At 50.2% G+C, this 17,186-nt stretch carries 15 protein-coding genes and 1 pseudogene; 9 read left to right on the top strand and 7 right to left on the bottom strand.

The window, feature by feature from the left end; all coding sequences use genetic code 11:
• Nucleotides 1-187 precede the first annotated feature (187 nt).
• Nucleotides 188-2,734: an outer membrane beta-barrel family protein gene (locus ST42_RS07755; RefSeq protein ID WP_044073074.1), complete on the top strand. Its 2,547-nt coding sequence runs from the start codon at nucleotides 188-190 to the stop codon at nucleotides 2,732-2,734.
• Here ST42_RS07755 and ST42_RS07750 read toward each other — a convergent pair.
• The 6 genes from ST42_RS07750 to ST42_RS07725 are packed head-to-tail and all read right to left on the bottom strand — an operon-like array spanning nucleotide 2,731 to nucleotide 9,329.
• A complete protein-coding gene (locus ST42_RS07750; protein ID WP_044073073.1) occupies nucleotides 2,731-4,035 on the bottom strand; it encodes a DUF58 domain-containing protein in 1,305 nt (434 codons plus the stop codon). The two genes, ST42_RS07755 and ST42_RS07750, sit on opposite strands and share 4 nt — an antisense overlap.
• Before the next feature lie 42 nt (nucleotides 4,036-4,077).
• Entirely contained in the window at nucleotides 4,078-5,040 is a 963-nt protein-coding gene (locus ST42_RS07745) for an AAA family ATPase (protein WP_022315838.1), read from the bottom strand.
• A gap of 18 nt (nucleotides 5,041-5,058) precedes the next feature.
• Nucleotides 5,059-6,471: a DUF4350 domain-containing protein gene (locus tag ST42_RS07740; RefSeq protein WP_044073072.1), complete on the bottom strand. Its 1,413-nt coding sequence runs from the start codon at nucleotides 6,469-6,471 to the stop codon at nucleotides 5,059-5,061.
• Nucleotides 6,468-7,112, bottom strand: coding sequence for a DUF4129 domain-containing protein (locus ST42_RS07735; protein WP_052488279.1), 645 nt, complete (start codon nucleotides 7,110-7,112; stop codon nucleotides 6,468-6,470). Before ST42_RS07735 ends, ST42_RS07740 begins: the two co-directional genes overlap by 4 nt.
• 5 nt (nucleotides 7,113-7,117) lie before the next feature.
• Nucleotides 7,118-8,224: a hypothetical protein gene (locus tag ST42_RS07730; protein WP_044073071.1), complete on the bottom strand. Its 1,107-nt coding sequence runs from the start codon at nucleotides 8,222-8,224 to the stop codon at nucleotides 7,118-7,120.
• Nucleotides 8,225-8,279: 55 nt separating this feature from the next.
• Nucleotides 8,280-9,329: a stage II sporulation protein M gene (locus ST42_RS07725; protein ID WP_044073070.1), complete on the bottom strand. Its 1,050-nt coding sequence runs from the start codon at nucleotides 9,327-9,329 to the stop codon at nucleotides 8,280-8,282.
• 139 nt (nucleotides 9,330-9,468) lie between these two features.
• Between ST42_RS07725 and ST42_RS07720 the strand changes: the two genes are divergently transcribed.
• Complete coding sequence (locus tag ST42_RS07720) at nucleotides 9,469-10,212, top strand: RDD family protein (RefSeq protein WP_044073069.1); 744 nt, start codon at nucleotides 9,469-9,471, stop codon at nucleotides 10,210-10,212.
• Between the two features lie 210 nt (nucleotides 10,213-10,422).
• Nucleotides 10,423-10,593, top strand: a pseudogene (locus ST42_RS14340) (IS982 family transposase); the annotation flags it as partial.
• Here ST42_RS14340 and ST42_RS07710 read toward each other — a convergent pair.
• On the bottom strand, nucleotides 10,590-10,979 hold the full coding sequence (locus ST42_RS07710; protein WP_197068929.1) for a hypothetical protein: 390 nt from the start codon (nucleotides 10,977-10,979) through the stop codon (nucleotides 10,590-10,592). The pseudogene ST42_RS14340 and the gene ST42_RS07710 overlap by 4 nt on opposite strands.
• 306 nt (nucleotides 10,980-11,285) lie before the next feature.
• On the opposite strand from ST42_RS07710, the gene ST42_RS07705 reads away from it, so the two are divergent.
• The 6 genes from ST42_RS07705 (at nucleotide 11,286) to ST42_RS13190 (ending at nucleotide 16,932) form a co-directional block, all read left to right on the top strand.
• Complete coding sequence (locus ST42_RS07705) at nucleotides 11,286-11,762, top strand: transposase (protein ID WP_082028615.1); 477 nt, start codon at nucleotides 11,286-11,288, stop codon at nucleotides 11,760-11,762.
• Between the two features lie 117 nt (nucleotides 11,763-11,879).
• Nucleotides 11,880-12,044, top strand: a complete 165-nt coding sequence (locus ST42_RS13850; protein WP_156139330.1) for a hypothetical protein — start codon at nucleotides 11,880-11,882, stop codon at nucleotides 12,042-12,044.
• Between the two features lie 140 nt (nucleotides 12,045-12,184).
• Complete coding sequence (gene argS, locus ST42_RS07700; RefSeq protein WP_042520202.1) at nucleotides 12,185-14,002, top strand: arginine--tRNA ligase; 1,818 nt, start codon at nucleotides 12,185-12,187, stop codon at nucleotides 14,000-14,002.
• A gap of 264 nt (nucleotides 14,003-14,266) precedes the next feature.
• Entirely contained in the window at nucleotides 14,267-14,737 is a 471-nt protein-coding gene (locus ST42_RS07695; protein WP_022315845.1) for an RNase H family protein, read from the top strand.
• 280 nt (nucleotides 14,738-15,017) lie between these two features.
• Entirely contained in the window at nucleotides 15,018-15,569 is a 552-nt protein-coding gene (locus tag ST42_RS07690) for an RNA polymerase sigma factor (protein WP_042520200.1), read from the top strand.
• Between the two features lie 10 nt (nucleotides 15,570-15,579).
• Nucleotides 15,580-16,932, top strand: a complete 1,353-nt coding sequence (locus ST42_RS13190; RefSeq protein WP_052484564.1) for an outer membrane beta-barrel protein — start codon at nucleotides 15,580-15,582, stop codon at nucleotides 16,930-16,932.
• Nucleotides 16,933-17,186 lie beyond the last annotated feature (254 nt).

The raw sequence follows: 17,186 nt of genomic DNA, 5'->3' as shown, positions 1-17,186 counted from the left end.
ATCTTAAATGTGTGCTCTCTCTTGTATTTTTTCTGTCCTTCGCTTCGTCTAATGTATGTAATGCGCCACAGAGACGCAGAAAAGCGGAAAATGCCTTTGATTCCTGAAACTATGGCGGATAGTGGCAGGAAAAGAGGATTCCAGAGTAATGACAGTTTGAAGAATAACAACAATCAACAGAGAGAGTATGAAAATCAGGAAAAGAATAATCGTTTTGGCTTTCCTCGCCGTTGCCTTCATTTCGGCAATGGCGCAGAAACAGCAGTTTGATTACACGATATATGGTGTGGTGGAAGATTCCATCACGCATGAGGGAGAACCCTACGCCACTCTCAGCATATACCGCAAGGGACATGAGGAGAAAGCCGTTCAGATGGCAGTTACCGACGCCAACGGCAAGTTCAAGGTGACGTCGAAAGGCGAGGGCGACTATGTGCTCGAAGTGAAATCGGTGAGCCGTACGCCGTTGCGCCGCTTTTTCACCGTCAGCAAGCAATCCAGAAGCCAGAACCTCGGCACGCTTTTCGTCAGCGACAGCAAGACAGAGCTGAAAGGCGTGGAGGTGGTGGCATACAAACCACTCGTAAAGGCCGACATCGACAAGCTGACATACAGTGTGGAAGACGATCCCGAATCACAGACCAACACCGTGATGGAAATGCTCAAGAAGGTTCCGATGGTTAGCGTTGACGGACAGGACAACGTGAAGGTGAACGGCTCCACATCCTTCAAGGTGTATGTCAACGGCAAGCCGAACAACATGATGACCAAGAATCCGAAGGAAGTGCTCAAGTCGATGCCCGCCACGGGAATCAAGAAGATAGAGGTGATAACAAATCCCGGTCCGAAATACGACGCCGAGGGAGTGGCAGGCATCCTCAACATCGTCACCGCCGGCAGCGGAATGGAAGGATATACAGCAACGTTCTCCGGCAATGGCGGAACGAGAGGCGGCGGAGGAGGACTCTTCGCCACGGTGAAGAAAGGCAAGTTCACCATGAGCGTCAACTACAACAGCAACTTCGACAACCAGGGAAAGGCGACGAAAGTGGACCTGCAGTCCATACTCGACGATGAAGGCAACTATCTCCGCACCACCACTCAAGACGCCCATGGCAAGACAAAAAACCAGTGGCATGGCGGAACATTGGAGGCGAGCTATGAGATAGACACCCTGCGCCTCGTGTCGGCATCCTTCTCTATGAACAGGGCATCATGGAATATCCCAGGTGTGGGTTCTTTCACCTCCGTGGCTCCATACCTCGACAACAAGTTCCTATTCAGCCATGACATCAGCGGAAAGAACAAGGGCACCTACAACGACATCAGCGCCGGCATCGACTATCAGCGATCCTTCAAGACGCCTGGCCGTCTGCTCACCTTCTCATATCGTCTGGAGAGCAATCCCTGCACGACCCTTTCAGACTATCGCTACACCAACCTGCGCACTACTGCTGATTGGGCAGACTATACGGCATTGCTGGAGGACGTGCGCAGTGATGGAGACCAGAGCACTACGGAGCATACCTTCCAGCTGGACTTCACCACTCCGTTTGCCAAATACCACACGATAGAGACCGGCGCAAAATATATCCTGCGCCAGAACAAGGCATTTGACGACAGGTATTCGGCATTGTCGGAGAGCGGCAAGGAGCAGGAATACGACACCGAAAACAGTTCGCACTACAAACACCGCAACGACATCCTCGCCGCATACCTCGGCTATGGACTGTCGGTGGACAAATGGTCGGCAAGACTCGGATTGCGCTATGAGCACACATTCCAGAAGGTGGAATATCTGCTCGGCAGAGGTTCTGACTTCAGCAAAGACTTCGACGACCTCGTGCCGTCGGCAAAGATAGGCTACAAGATTTCAGACACCCAGAACCTCTCGTTCAACTACAAGATGCGCATCAGCCGTCCGGGAATATGGTATCTCAATCCGTATCTCTCAGATACTAACCGCGAACAGCTGACACAGGGAAACCCGAATCTGGAATCAGAGAAGAACCACTCGTTCGACCTGCAGTTCGGCAGCTTCGCCCAGAAGTTGAGCTACAACATCTCCGTGGGCTACAACTTCACCGACAACAGCATACAGAGCTTTCAGAAGATAGTCACCGACAATGAAGTGGCCGGTCTGCAGAATCCTACAGGCAAGCAGGTGCTCTACACCACATATTATAATATGGGAAAGACCCAGAGCGCCACCTTTAGCGGATATGCCAGCTGGTCGCCGTTCACCAACACCCGACTTGTAGTCAACACATGGGGTGGCTACAGCCATTTCAGCGACGGCCAGGGTCTGAAAAACCACGGATGGAACATAAGCGTATATGCCCAGCTACAGCAGACGATAGCCAAGACGTGGACAGCGTCGGCAAGTGTGTTCAAGATGACGCCGGGCGTCAATCTGCAAGGAAAGACGATGGGATATTTCAGCCATACGCTGAGTCTGCAGAAGTCGATGCTCAACGACAGACTCAACATCACGTTCACTGCCGACAACCCGTTCCAGAAATACTATCATATCAAGTCGAACAGCTCCGGCAAGAACTTCGCCACATCTTCTTCAATCAAGTTCATACCACAGTCATTCTCCATTGGCGTCAGCTATCGCATCGGAAAGCTGCAGAGTGGTGTGAAGAAGACAGAGCGCACAATCACCAACGACGACGTTAAGTCGGGCGGCGGCGGTGGCGGCAAATTAGGTGGCGATAATGTGGGAAGCTAAGACTTCCTCCTGATTTCCAGATATTTGTTTATCACGTCTACCGATAGATTCTCGGGCGAGGTGAGAATACTGAGAATACCGTTCTGGCGGAGCAGCGACACTATCAGCCGTTGTTCCGCCATTGTCTTTTCGGCTATCACGTGGCGGTAGTAGTCCTCGGTAGAGGAGTAGGGCGTTTCCACATATTCCTTCAGATCGTTGTCGATGAAGAACACCACGAGCAGCGTGTTGTCCTTTGCCAGTTGTTTCATATATGGCAGCTGGCGTTCCATGCTCGCCTTGCCGTTGAAGTTGGTGTAGAGAACCAGCAGGCTCCGCTTGCTTACGTGGCGGCGTATGCTGTCGCAGAGCGACGAGAAATCGCTCTCGCCGAATGTAGAGCGCTGTTTGTATAGCGACTCCAGTATCGTCTGCATCTGTCCCGGCAGCTTGGCGGGTGGCACATAGGAGTCGAAGTCTTCGCAGAAGGAGGCGATGCCCGCCTTGTCCTCCTTGTATATGGCGATATACGACAATACCAGACTGGCGTTTATTGCATAGTCGAGCAGCGTCATGCCGCGGAAGCTATGCTGCATCATGCGCCCCTTGTCGATGATGCTTATCACCTGCTGCGACTTCTCCTCCTCGTATGTGTTCACCATCAGACTGTGGCGGCATGCCGATGCCTTCCAGTTTATGCAGCGGTAGTCGTCGCCGCTCACGTATTCCCTTATCTGTTCAAACTCAGTCTTGTTGCCCGGCCGGCGGATCTTCTTGATGCCCAGTTCGGTGAGACGGTTGCTGATGGCGAGGAATTCAAACTGCCTCAGTGCGAGATACGACGGGTAGACCCTCACCGTGGTATCGTTGCCGCACGAGAAGCGCCTCTCAATCAGTCCGATACGTGTGGATGCGAACACGCGGATTCTGCCAAACCCGTATTCGCCGCGCTTCGTCGGTCTGAGTCTGTATTCTATGTCCTTTGTCCTGCCCTTTCCCACGCTGGCTCTGAAGTCGATGTCGCGCCGCTGGAAGATGAACGGAATCTCATCGGTCACCGACAGTCTCACGGCAAAGGGGAAACGGTTTTCTATATGTATGCCGATGATGTTGTCGTCGCCATTCGAGAATCTGTCGGCGCAGCGTCGTTCGGCGCTGATCCCCTTCTTGTGGTATAGCGCAAAGAATTCCACTACGAACAGAGTGGCGATGACAGCCACCACAGTCCATCCCACCTCGCGCAGCACCGGCAGATAGAGTCCGCCGGCGATGATGAAGATGGCCATTGTCAGTGCTATGTATAGTCTTGTCTTTAAGAACATACCGTCAGTGAGTTATCTTTGTTGCAATTCCGAGAGTGTGTGTTATTTCGGCACCTCCACTTTGTCGATGAGAGTCCTCGTCACCTTGTCGGGAGTCAGTCCGCTCATCTCCGCCTCGGCATTGAGGATAATGCGATGGTGTATGACGTATGGTGCCACCGCCTTGATGTCGTCGGGTGTCACGAAGTCGCGGCCCTGCAGCAGGGCATAAGCCTTGGCACACTGCATCACCGCCACCGTGGCACGTGGCGACGCACCCACAAACACCGCCTTGCTCTTGCGTGTCTGGCTTATTATCTCGGCGATGTAGCGCATCAGCGACTCTTCCATCACCACGCTGTCCATCATCCTGCGCATATCCGTGAGCTGTTCCTTTGTCATTATCGGTTCCACGTCGTTGATGCGGGCAAACTGCGAATTGCCGTTGTGGCGCTTCAGAATCTCCACCTCCTCGTCTATCGACGGGAATCCCATCGTTATCTTCATCAGGAAACGGTCGAGTTGGGCCTCCGGCAGGCGGTAGGTGCCCTCCTGTTCTATAGGGTTCTGGGTGGCGATGATGGTATATACGTCGTCCATCTTGTATGTGTTGCCGTCGATGGTGGCTTGTCTTTCCTCCATCACCTCGAAGAGGGCAGCCTGCGTCTTTGCCGGCGAACGGTTTATCTCGTCGGCAAGCACGATGTTGGCGAACACCGGACCGGGATGGAAATCGAATTCCGACGTCTTCATGCTGAATACCGATGTGCCGAGCACGTCGCTCGGCATCAGGTCCGGCGTGAACTGTATTCTTGAGAACTTCGCGTCGATGAGTTTTGCCGTGAGTCTTGCCATGAGCGTCTTCGCCACGCCTGGCATTCCCTCTATCAGCACGTGGCCGTTGGCGAGGATGCAGGTTATCAGCATGTCGACAGCCTCCTGCTGTCCCACGATGACGCTTGATATTCTCTTTCTTATCTGTGATATTCTCTCGTTGAATAGCGAGAGGTCTGTTCTTGCTTCCATATTTTGTGATGTTTGGGGTTATGATAGTTTTCTTGTTATCTCGTTCATGCTGTCGATTGCCTTCTTCATTTCCGGGTCAGAAACCTGCAGCTCGTTGCTGACGAGAAATCTCAGCTGTTTCAGCGTCTCGATTATCCTGTCGTGTGGCATCCCGGTCAGAGCGGCGATGGTCTGGGAGTTTTCCTCGTCGTCGGCAATGTTGGTGATGTCGGCGGCTGTGCTGTGGCGTATGGCATCAACGAAGGTGGCGTATTTCTTTTGCAGCAGGTCGTTGTTGTCGTGTCTTTGCCAATAGAGCGTTCCGATGAGTTTCACGAACTCAATGTTGTGGTTGCGAGGTGCTTTATACACTGGTATCACCCTCTGTCTGCGTCGTGCGTTGAAAATCAGGAACAGCAGGATGGTGAACAGCATGAGCTGCCATGCCTCGGTGAGCGACGGCTGGCTGAACACATAGTCCAGCGGAGTCTTCTCTTCTTTGCCGCGCAGCATGGAGTCAGAAAACCTGCTCGTACCCTTTGTGCTGCGCAGCGTCGGTTTGTCGGCGAGTTCAGCCATGAGCAGCGACGTCAGTCGGGTGTTCCTCCGGCTCAGTATGCCGTAGTTGGAGAAAGGCAATGCGCTCGCCACCACAATCAGTCTGCCTTTGCCGACCTTCTTCTCTATAGCCACGGGATGCTTTACCGGCGGCAGGTCGTCATTATAGTCGTCGTTGCCTTTGTAGAATTCTTCGTTGAAGTCCTCCAGCTTTCTCAACCTCGTTCCTTCGTCCGGTTCCTTCATTATCTCTTTTTGCCGCTGCTGGTTGGACTTGAAGTAAATCCTTGCATAAGGGTTTGCCCGGTCGTGGTTGAACACGTGGGCGATTTCTCTGTATTCAGATTCCTCATCGCAGATGAGATAAGAGCCGAACATGAAGTCATACAGCTGCATCTTTTCCGGTGTAGAACCGTTGCTCTTGTCGTAGAATATCGTGGTGTATGGCCGATAATCATTGTCGTTATTCTGGTTTATCAGGTTACTGACGTCTCTGAACAGATATTTGCAGTGCACCACGCCGTAGTCGTAGGCGAGTATGCTGTCGGTTTCATCCCTAAGAAAATTGGTTACGGCAATCATCACCGTGGCCCCGTTGTTCAGCATCCGTTTCAGGGCGTCCGCTTCGGTTTCAGAAAGATTCAGTTTCTCAGCCGCTATCAGCACGTTGTGTCTGCCGTCGGCAATCTGGTTGAGTCTCTTGTCCGTCACTTCATATCCCTTCGGCATACTGCTCCGCATCACGCTGTCGAACACCATACAGCCGTAAGGCTCGCTGTCGTTGCCGTCGTGAGTCTCCAGCCATACGTATTTATGTGGCATGGACAGCTGCAGCACTATCAGCACGGCGAGCAGTGACAGAATTGTCATTATGAATCCTCTGCTTGTCTTCATGGCGTGTCGTTTAGCTTGTTTTCGTTTATCGTTCCGGCAATGCCGTCGGCGAGTGAGCATACAGTGGCAAAAAGGTCTTTGTCAGCATCGAAGTCGCCGTATCTCACTCTCAGGAAATGGTTTGTCATAATGCGCAGTTTCTCGTCCTGGAACTCCCGGGTGTATTGAGAAGGTGTCTTGAAAGGCTGCCAGTCGATGATTTCCCTGTCCGAGAGCAGTCGCAGCGTCTTCAGATACGTCAGTCTTATTGCCTCCCTGTAGTTCCCGTTTTCGGCGGCACGGGTTATCTCCGTATCGAAGTCGATGCCGTAGATAGTGTCTTCGCTCACAGTATATTCCATCTTGTCGCCTCTGCTTTTCCTGGAGAAGAACAGGTCGGGCCTCTTTATCATTATCACCGCCACGATGGCTATCACGATGGCAATGGCTATCAGCGACCATATCAGCTGCTGGTTTTCGGCGTATGTGTCGCTGCCGAAGATGGAATCAATAAAATTCCTCAGAGCTTCGCGCAGCAAGTCGAAATACGAACTTCCCGGCTTCACTATCTGTGAGTCGTAGTCGTATTCCTGTCGCAGATTTTCAATCTGCAGACTGTCCATGGTCAGTGGGCTTGTCATTATGGTCAGTGAGTCAGTCATTGGCGTCAGAGTTTTTCAAAGTCGTCAATCTCGTCGAAGCGGGGCTTGCCGTTGGTGTTGCCTTGATTGTTGTTGGAATCGTATCCGCTTCCATTGCCGTAACCGTAATTGCCGGCATTGTTCCTGGTGTTGTCGTTTTTTCCGGTGTCGTCGTTATTGCCGCTGTTGTTCCGGCCGTCGTTGGCGAGATTGTCAAAATCGTTTATCTGGCTTGTTATTCCCTCATCGCCCAGCTTGTCGGCGGCATGGCCGTACTGGTAGGCGATAGCCACAGCCAATATCGAATATCCGAGATACGACACGAATGTGGTCAGCACTCCCATGATGTATGTCGCTATGGTGTATACAGGACTGTTCACTATGGGGGAGAGGTCGGATGTTATTCCCACCATTGACTTCATCACCAGCAGGATGGAGTAGGGGATGCTCGCCATGTTGCCCACCATGCTCACGATGAGACTTATCACGACACAGATGGCGAAGATTCCTCCCCAAGTCTTGAAACCCCAGACAATCGTTTTCTTCAGAGCCTCTGTTATGGAGATGCGCTCGAAGATGTAGACAGGGAACAACAGTGACAGAGGGATGAACAGGGCGAATGAGCCGAACAGCGGCAGCACAAGGAGAAATGGCGATACCATTGCGATGCCGATAGATACGAGAAGTATCAGCGCCGCAATCAAGTCTATAGTCACCATGGCAGTTGCAGCTCTCAGCATCGTCCTTTTCAGCTTGGGCAGCAGTTCCTTGAAGGTCATTCCGCTGATGTCACCCTTGTTCTCCTCGTATGCCATCATCAGTGCGTATGTCATGCCGAAGACCAGCGTCATGCCTATGATGGAGAAAACCATCGTTGCAGCGCTGCCGGCGATAAACTGCATCAGTAATCCGTCGCTTCCCGACATGTTGTTGATTTTGTCTATGTCCATCATTCCCTGCATGTAAGTGTTGAGGCTCAGCGCCTGAAACATGCTTAAGGGCAGAAGGATATAAGTCAGCATACGCAGATATACCTTCCAGTTTCTGCCGAAATAGTCGAAGGTGTCGTTGAACTTCTGTGTGAACGTGCGTTCCTTGTATAGTGGGATTATTGGTTTTTGGGATAGATTCATTGTCGTTGTTTTTTATTATAATGTCATTGATTGATGTTTCTTGATTGTGTCCCGTTTAATCCGGTGTCATTCCGTTTGATGAATGATGCATACTCGTCTGTTGGATAAGGTCTTCGTCATACGGCAGGTCTGATTTCCGGAGCGTCGTCAGCTTCCGTTTCCTGTTCCTTCTCCTTGGCAGCACCACGAAATAGAATATCACGAATGCGAGACAGAGGATGATGAACAAGAGGCGCACCCCGTCGGCAACTTCCGTATGGCGTGTGAGGAATCCCTCGATGAATCCCGCCACGATGAATATCGGCACTGTGCCCACGACGATTTTCAGTCCCCGTTTAGCCCCTCTCCTGAATGCCGTGATGCGTGAATACGTGCCGGGAAACAGTATGCCGTTGCCCAGTGCTATTCCGGCAGCACCTGCCACCACGATGGCGCTCAGCTCCAGTGTGCCGTGCAGGAATACCGCCAGCATCGACTCGCCCAGCAGCCCATGCTGCCAGAATAGCGTCTCGAAGCATCCCACCATCACGCCGTTGTAGAACAGCATGATGCCCGATCCTATACATGTCAGCATTCCCATGGCAAAGATGTTGAACGACACCCCGATGTTGTTCTGGGTGATTTCGAGAAACGAGTTCATCTCTCTGCCGCCGGTATATACGTTCATCGGCATCCCTTCCTTGATGTTCTCCAGTGTCATGTCCACATAAGCGTCGCCCAGGATGATGCGGCAGAAATCATGGTCGCCGAGCTGCGACACGATGCCTGTCACCACGCTCACCATCATTATGGTGAAGGCAGCCAGCAGCAGTCGCCTTGCCTCAAACATCGTGTCGGGCACCTCCTGAGTCCAGAAGGTGATAAGGCGGCTCCACTTCTCCTTCTTGTTGCGGTATATGCCGTTGTGGAGCGCTACGCAGAGGTTGTTGAGATACAGCGTTATGCGCGAGTTGGGATAGTGGGTATAGGCAAAGGCGAGGTCGGCAGTGGTGTCGGTGTAGGCATCGGCAAGGTCGTCGGGCGAATATGCCGACGGGTCGTTGGCAATGTTCTCCACGTCTTGCCATTTCCTGATGTTGTTTCTTATGAATATGATTTCCTTCATTCCTCACAGTCTGATTTTGTCCTTTGCCGATAATATTTTGGCAAATATATCGCAAATGTAGTCAGATTTCCATATATTTGCAAACGGCAAGCGATAAAACTTGCATACAAAGATAATAACCACTCGTTTTTTTTATAACATGGCAACGGCAGACATATTGACAGGACAGTTCGTGATACTCGACCAGACACCGGCGAGCATCGGCGACCGCATCATAGCGCGCATCATAGATATGATGGTGCGCGTGGCCTATGTCATCGTTGCTCTGGTGTTCTTCACTTGGGTGCCAAGTGGCGTCGATGATGATTTCTGGTCGCTCATGCTGGTCCTGCTCGTGGGATTGCCGCTGGTGTTATACACCTTCCTGTGTGAATTGCTTTTCAACGGACAGACCATAGGCAAGATGGTGATGAAGATACGCACGGTCAGCGTCGACGGGTCGTGTCCCACGATGGGCAGCCTCTTTCTGCGCTGGCTGCTCGAAATCGTAGACGTCACCTTCTTCTTCGTTGGCATAATCCCCATCATCACCACCCGCCGTCACCAGAGATTCGGCGATCTTGCCGCCGGCACGATGGTGATAGCCCGTCCTGACCCTTCTCTGATGCATATCTCGCTGTCAGAATTCCAGTATGCCTTCCCCGACTACCAGCCCCATTATGCAGGCGCAAAGCTTTTGTCGCTCGGTCAGGCAGAACTGATAGAGCGCTTCGTCAACGTGGCGGACCGCCACGGGGCTTGTGATGAGTCTGCTCTCGCCAACCTTTCCCGTAAGGTGGCTGCCGCCATTCAGGCTCCCGGCAATCCAGGCAGTCTGCAGTTCCTCCGTACGGTGCTCAATGATTATCGTTATTATGCCCTTAATGAGGTGTGTTTATGTTAATAATTACTCTATGATCTTTTGACGCAATACATCATTCCCGGAATGATGCTCGCATTCGGAATATGCCTTTTCTTCCTTTCCATACCCGACAAGGAAGGACTCAAGAACTACCCCAGTTCGGGATAAGAATAGTTCATAAAAAAGTTGGTAGTCTCACAAATATTTTGTACCTTTATAGGTGATTTACAACAAGTTACAAATATATTTGATATGACTACCGATTACAAAGTTACAGAATTATTTTGTATTATAGACGAGTTTTGCAAACATTTTAATGCAGAAAATTCAGGAAATCTACTTGAAGACAATAGCGGAGTGAAGCGTAGACTGCGTGCAGCATCGTTGTCCGACAGTGAAATCATGACGATTCTGTTGTATTATATTGTATAAAACACTCGGTTATCCCGAATTGGGGTTATGTTTTTTCTAATAAGAACCAAACCTAAGCTTTTGTTAAAAATTAATTTCAAGGCAATGGATGCACTTAAAAATAGAATAAACAACAGTATGCATATTAACGTCATTGCACCTGATTCTGCATCTTTTTTGTGGTACATATAAGCATGCTGTTTAGACTTTAAAATTTCTTTATTTGTATATTCTTTTACTGTCATTCCTTTAGCCTTGATTCTTTTTCTTAAAAATGGCAGTTGAAATATTAAATTAAGGATAGGTTCAAGAAACCCAAAAATCGGCACGTCCATAATCCTGTAGCCACGCAATGCTATGCAATATGCACCTAGAAATATATTGACAATTAGTTTCATACAAAATTAATAATAAAAATAGTCAAACACAACTCCACTTATTGCTCCTCCGAAATCGCCTCCCAAAATGCCACCGGCATAACCTCCAACTAATCTTCCTAAAACAAAAGCTGGTACGGAGAGTAATCCTTCTGAATATGTGCCAGCTGCAGCACTCGCACCATAGGCAAGCCCTTCGCCTAAAAAATGTGCGCCAATTTCACTCCCTGCAATTCTTCCACTTGCAACAAATAAAGCGCATCGATATTCTCTGCTGTCCGAACCATATACATTACCCGTTGGCGGAATTAATTTAAGTTGATAAATATGAGTAAAAAGTTGTATATATCACTGATTTTTAGTAACTTAGTGGTGTTCAAAACATTAAGTCCCAACCATCGTATGTACAACCTTTATACAAAATTCGTCAAAATACTTGAGATATGCAAGCAATTCTCTGAAAATCTCGTCAATGAATCTGCTAATTATGGTGACAAAGGGTATATTGGAGCTGACGTACAGCTTGACTTGTTCGAAACCGCACACATAAGACTGGAGTGTCCGTATCGGCTCAACCAAAAGGACAGGAAACCGACATTCATTCCGTTTGCAAAGGCAAGAAAGAGGATTGAGACAATATTCTCACAACTTACAGACCAGTTCCTGGTCATCAGAAACTACGCGAAAAAAACGAATGGTTTGTTTGCCAGAATCATTGGCAAAATTAGTGCACTTACCATTCTGCAATACGTAAACTTCATTAACGACAAGCCCATTGGCAGAATTAAGTATGCACTAAATTAATTCCGCCAACAGGTTGTATATCTTTCCCAAGATCAAGGAACCATTAGAAGATTCCGTCTGTGAAGCCACCGCGGTGACGGTGGATGTTATGGAGACACCATCCGACACGGAATCGGAATGCACCGTGGCGACAGAAGACGATTTGATGCTCTCGCTTCAGAGGCGGGATTTGCCGGCAGGGTAAACCTCTATCGCGCTTTCAAACGCAAGACCGGAGTGTCGCCGACAGACAGGGATGCCTATAAGTCGCCGCTGACCGACAATATTGCCATTGATTGTTAAAAAACAACAAGAATACACATTAAATCAGTCATAAGAAAGCGTGGTGTTGCTTATTCGACAGGGTTTTTGTAAATTTGCAATGATTTTCAGGGCGTATCTTCATCGGATGCGCCCATAGACTATATGCTATAAACAGAATTATGAATATAATCAGCGAAATAAACAAGGCGGCGCTCGAAGCCGTGAAAGCACTCTACGGACAGGACGTGCCAGAGAAGATGGTGCAAGTGCAGAAGACAAAGAAGGAGTTTGAGGGAAGCCTCACGCTCGTGGTTTTCCCATTCCTCAAGATTTCAAAGAAAAAGCCTGAAGACACAGCGGCTGAAATCGGAGAATGGATGAAGCAGAACTGCAAGGCAGTGGCAGACTACAACGTGGTGAAGGGATTCCTCAACATCGTAATCGACACTGCGGCATGGATAGGAATGCTCAACGACATCAACGCCGACGAACACTATGGCGAGAAGCAGGCAACGGAAGACTCTCCGCTGGTGATGATAGAATATTCTTCGCCAAACACAAACAAACCTCTACACCTGGGTCATGTGCGCAACAACCTGCTCGGATGGTCGCTGGCGCAGATCATGGCGGCCAACGGCAACAAGGTGGTGAAGACAAATATCGTGAACGACCGCGGTATCCACATCTGCAAGTCTATGCTCGCATGGCAGAAGTGGGGCAACGGCGTTACTCCAGAGACAAGCGGCATGAAGGGCGACCACCTCATCGGTGACTTCTACGTGGCTTTCGACAAGCACTACCGCGAGGAGGTGAAGGAACTGAAAGCCAAGTTCGTGGCAGAAGGCATGGACGAAGAGGCTGCCGAGAAGAAAGCCAAGGATGAGGCTCCGCTGATAAAGGAGGCCCACGAGATGCTCGTGAAATGGGAGCAGGGCGACAAGGACGTACGCGACCTGTGGCAGAAGATGAACTCATGGGTATATGCCGGTTTCGACGAGACATACAAGAACCTCGGAGTAGGCTTCGACAAGATATACTACGAGTCTGACACCTACCTCAAAGGCAAGGCAAAGGTGGAAGAAGGACTTGAGAAGGGACTCTTTGAGCGCCACGAGGACAACAGCGTGTGGGCTGACCTCACCAACGAGGGACTCGACCAGAAGCTGCTGCTCCGTTCTGACGGCACTTCGGTGTATATGACTCAGGATATCGGTACCGCCGAGATGCGTTTCAAGGACTATCCTATCGACAAGATGATATACGTGGTGGGCAACGAGCAGAACTATCACTTCCAGGTGCTCTCGATACTTCTCGACCGCCTCGGCTTCAAGTGGGGCAAGGAGCTCGTACACTTCTCCTATGGTATGGTGGAACTGCCAAACGGTAAGATGAAGAGCCGTGAGGGAACAGTGGTGGATGCCGACGACCTGATAGAGACAATGGTGGCCGACGCCAAGAAGACGAGCGAGGAACTGGGCAAGTTCAACGACATGACAGAGGAGGAGCGCAACGAGATAGCCCGCATCGTGGGTATGGGAGCGCTGAAATACTTCATACTGAAAGTTGACGCCCGCAAGAACATGCTCTTCAATCCGGAAGAGAGCATCGACTTCAACGGCAACACCGGTCCGTTCATCCAGTATACCTATGCCCGCATCCGCAGTATTCTTCGCAAGGCAGCCGGTCAGGGTGTCACCATCCCGGATGCGCTCGCCGACAATATGCCTCTCTGCCAGAAGGAGACGGAGCTGATACAGAAGATGGACGAGTTTGGTGCCGCAGTGCGTCAGGCTGGCAAGGACTACTCTCCGAGCGGCATCGCCAACTACTGCTATGAGTTGACCAAGGACTTCAACCAGTTCTACCACGATTACAGCATCCTCAACGCTGATACCGAAGAGGAGAAAGTCGTTCGCCTTGTCATCGCCAAGAACGTGGCCAAGACCATCAAGAACGGTATGGCACTGCTTGGCATCGAGGTGCCTGAGAGAATGTAGTTGATTCATAATTGCAATTCGTGGTTGGTGGATGATATCGTTCGGGCATCAATCATGGATTGGTGGAAAAGCATAAAGGGTGGCGGAAATTGGAAATAAAAGATATTCTGTCACCCTGACTTTTGCTTATGGAAGAAGTCGGTGACGTCGGATTTACAGACTTGGACAGAAATGTGATGCCCCCACCGGATCGGTCATTAGACCGTTTGGGCAAATGTATAGCACCGGGAATATGCTCCGGTCTGTAATTATGAATTATGAAATATGGATTATGAATTGACAAACCCTCCGTCGTATAGAAACGACACCGTGTTGCCGTTGCCGATGGAAGTGACCGCCGATGCGTGGGCGGTTGATGCGGCATGTTCCGGCAATCCCGGTCCGATGGAATATCGGGGTATAGACCTCGCCACGGGAGCCGTGGTATTCCATTATGGTCCTGTGCACGGCACTAACAATATCGGTGAGTTCCTCGCCATTGTGCATGCACTTGCACTGATGGAACAGAAAGGCATACGCAAGACAATATATTCAGACAGCCACAATGCCATACTGTGGGTCAGCAAGAAGCAATGCAAGACCAAGTTGGAACGCACGCCACAGACTGCACAGCTATACAATGTGATAGCACGGGCGGAACAGTGGCTCAAGACACACCCCTTCCGTGTGCCGATACTGAAATGGGAGACGAAACGCTGGGGAGAAGTGCCGGCGGATTTCGGAAGGAAGGGATGAGGCTGATCAGGGTATCAGACTGCTGATGAAATGTGAAAACTGCATTTAATCCGCAAATAATTACAATTCTCATGCAATGTTTTCTGCTAACGGATGTTAACCTTATAGAAATCGTTTCAAGAGGTTAAACTGTTGGAGAAACATTGTTCACCCTCAATCGGACATCAGACCCCGTTGGGATTTAACAAAAGAAGGAGCTGCCTATACATTATTATATAATATAACTATAGGAATGCATATATATAGAATGAAGGCAAGTCTCTCTTAACAATAGTGAACAATGATGTACATATCGGAACAGCAACTCTATGAACGCCTGCAAAGCGGTGACGCTATGGCGCAGAAGGCTCTCTACGCGAAGTATGTGGGGAGTCTGACTGCCGTTTGTTCCCGTTATGTGGCAGATGCCGACGACGTGAAGGACGTCATGCAGGAGGTGTTCATCAAAGTGTTCACACAGATTGCCTCGTTCACCTTCCGTGGCGAAGGTTCGCTGAAGGCATGGCTGATGAGGATTACCGTCAACACATCGTTGACCTATCTGAAGAATGCCGGACGTCTGAGCGTGGTGAGAGACGACACACAGGTGGCTGACATTGTGGAGGACGAGGAACCGGATGCCGAAGGAGTGCCGCCAGACGAACTGCAACGGATGATAATGCGCTTGCCCGACGGCTACAGAACGGTGCTCAACCTATATGTCTTCGAGGACAAGAGCCACAAGGAAATCGCCGCATTATTGAATATAAAGCCGACGTCGTCGGCGTCGCAGCTGTTTCATGCCAAGGCGCTGATGGCGAAAATGATAGTAGAATATAAAAGAACCCATTGACTGTTTCACGATGAAGGAAGAGTGGAAATACAAACTGCAAAGAAGTCTGGCAGACTATGAACAGTCTGCCCCAGACGGATTGTGGGAAGACATACAGAAAGCTATGTCTGCCTCTGCCGGCGTGATGCAGGATGCAGGTAAGGTGATACCGCTGCCTGGCAAGAACCGTACAAAGGTGGTGGCGCTGAGGATTGCCGCTGCCGCAGCATGCGTTGCTTGTGGAGTGGGACTGTATCTCAGTATGCCGGACCACGACAAGGGCGCACACTCCATGGTGGCAGATGCCTTGGGAGACGGAAGCAAAGCAGCTGGCAGCAATGGCATGCAGACTGATACTCCGGCAAACGGCGACGGTCATGGCATGATGCCGCAAAGACACGACGCTGTGGGCAAGCTTCTGGCAAAGGCGGATATCCCGGCAGCAGTGAGAGAGGCGATAAGCTACGCACAGAAGGAAACCCAGACGGAACAGCTGGAATATGCTCCGCAGGAGGCAGCGGCTGTTGCTGCAGCCAACAATGGTAATGCTTCTATAGAAAAGAAACCAGAGACACAGGCTAATGCCGTCGGTGCGATGCGTGAGAGCTTGGTGCGTCGTGGCAGTAATGCGTCTTCAGCTCGTTATATGAACACCTCGTCGAAAGCTGTGGATGTCAGCCATTCAGCATCAGAGGGACGTCTCACGGCAAGTCTTTTCGCTGCCAATGCCATGGGCGGAAGCGGCAACAGCATAACCAGCGACAGGTCGATGTTTGCGATGAGCTATATGATGTTCAATGATTATCCCGAACTGAGCGATGCCTACAGTGCCGTAAACACAAGGACTTCCGGCAGTTCGCTCAACGATGAGAGCGTTGACCATCATCAGCCGATACGCGTAGGACTGTCGTTGCACTATTCCCTCTCTGAGAAGTGGGGACTGGAGACAGGACTCACATACTCATATCTCTATTCTGAGACTACGGCAGGCAAGAGCGACAACCGCTACGACACAAAGCAGAAAGTGCATTTCTTAGGCATTCCGCTGACTGTGGACTATAGCATCTGGCGCAACAAGCTGCTCAACGTATATGTGGCAGGCGGCGGAATGGTGGAGAAGAGTCTGAGAGCCAAAGCCACCACATCGTATGTCCTCAACGGCAGGGAGATGAATACCGAGACCAACAAGCTCAGCATGAAGGAACTGCAATGGTCAGTAAATGCCGCTGCCGGCATACAGCTGAACATCACCAAGGAGGTGGGCATCTACGCCGAGCCGGGCGTGGGATACTATTTCGACAATGGCAGTGATGTGAAAACGGCATACAGCGACAATCCTTTCAATTTCAACATGAAGCTCGGTTTGCGTTATTCGATCAAGTGACATGACATCTCAATCAGATGATACGAATTGGTAATGACAGCTCAATACAATCGGCAGGTTGTAATGGACTGTCATTAATTGTTTTCAGACGGTTTGATAATCCAGAAACGCTCGTTTAACCCAAATCGGTCGTTAGGGTTTGTTAGGATTTTTTTAGATTAGAGGCTTTGTTGGTAACTATTCAGCGATAGCCTTGCACCTTAATCCGCGATTGAAATATACAGCAAAAAGACCCATAAAAAGACAAAATAAAG

This window comes from Prevotella pectinovora (assembly GCF_000834015.1).
GTDB lineage: Bacteria > Bacteroidota > Bacteroidia > Bacteroidales > Bacteroidaceae > Prevotella > Prevotella pectinovora.
This window is presented reverse-complemented; position numbering and strand designations above follow the sequence as displayed.